At 53.4% G+C, this 1,364-nt stretch carries 1 protein-coding gene; it reads right to left on the minus strand.

All coding sequences use genetic code 11. The features are described from left to right. Positions 1 to 52 precede the first annotated feature (52 nt). Positions 53 to 718, minus strand: coding sequence for a hypothetical protein (locus tag AC9UEO_RS13695; protein ID WP_509534653.1), 666 nt, complete (start codon positions 716 to 718; stop codon positions 53 to 55). Positions 719 to 1,364 lie beyond the last annotated feature (646 nt).

Genomic DNA, 1,364 nt, shown 5'->3' on the forward strand with positions numbered 1-1,364 from the left:
AATGAAGGGTGAGTGACACATGATTGTTTGACGCGTGCCAAGCTTGTTTCTGTCAAATAAGCCGCTCCCGTTCAGCATACGCGCGCGTTTGCGCAACGCTAGGCTTAAAAGCCATGTGGTCGCTGCGCGTGGCAAATCTGCCTGCGTCTGCCAACCATGCACCAATAAACGCCAATGGCTCGTGGACTCCAAGCGTGGCAATCTGCCTTGCGCCGACGTTTCGCCTGATCCTGCACAATGGCATGCCACGCTCGCTGTGAAATGGGCATGTCACGCTGACACGCTTGTAATATCCTGATGCACCTGGCGTGCCATGCACCTCCTCGCTGACTGGCTGACCCTCAAGCATGTCAACCATTCGCTCAAATGCTCCTTCTGTCACCCGATCTGAGACAAGCGTGTCAGGAATCAAAATTGTCGAGTCACGTGGCAATTCTGCTGCAACTGGCATGACCGAAGAGCTTGACGACGGCCCACTGATTTCTGCAACATGAGAATCTGTTGCCAAGTGCGTCAAGGGCGTCCATAAAGCGTCTCCACAGCCTGATTCCATCTTGGCTTCATTTGCACCGCGAGCTCGCTTGACGCATTTCTTTACTTTAGATTTTGAAATCTTGGCGAGCGGTGTCAGCATTGGCACGTCCGTGAAGATTTGTTTTCTTCGTGCGAACTCGAGCTTTCGCACTTTTCGCTTGGTTCGTCTATTTGCAATTGCCATTTCTTATATGCAGCTGCGTCAGCCAATAATGGCACGTCCTGCGGTTGCTCCCACTGCATGACAAGCGTGTAATACTGGCGTGGCATAGATGTCACGAGTCTCTGAAGCCCTTTCTCGAAAAGATTGCCAAGCATGGCAAGGCATTGCAAGTATGGCTTGGATGCCAAATGGTCTTTTGTGTGAAAATGCGAGGAGAAGACAAGGTATGTTCCGACAATGGTGGCCCGACAGACCACCCGTCAACAACAAGCTTCTCCAAGATGACAACGCATGGCGTGTCAGAAGATGAGAAATCCCACTCCCGCTGGCACACGGCAATTGGGTCCTTCGCGTGTATCGTGCCTGGGATGGGGCTGAAAGAGCGTGTCATTGTCCGAAGGCCGCCGCGCCACACTACCCACGGCACGACATGCATCAAGTCAACCACTTCGGGATTCCCGTCGGGTCGCAGCGTGGCACCGACTTCTTTGTGAACGCCCTCGTAAAACTGAACAGAAGCAGGGCATTGCATGCCCTGCCGTTCGCGTGACCGGTCTGTCAATGCCACTTTTCGCCGTCGCAGTCTGCCCTCAATAACTTCGAAGAATAGAACCTTCGAAGCGGATGAGTACAGGGCGTTGCTTGCGCTGGCAAGCGTGGCAAATGC

Source organism: Limnohabitans sp., assembly GCF_040401495.1.
Taxonomy (GTDB): Bacteria; Pseudomonadota; Gammaproteobacteria; order Burkholderiales; family Burkholderiaceae_C; genus Limnohabitans.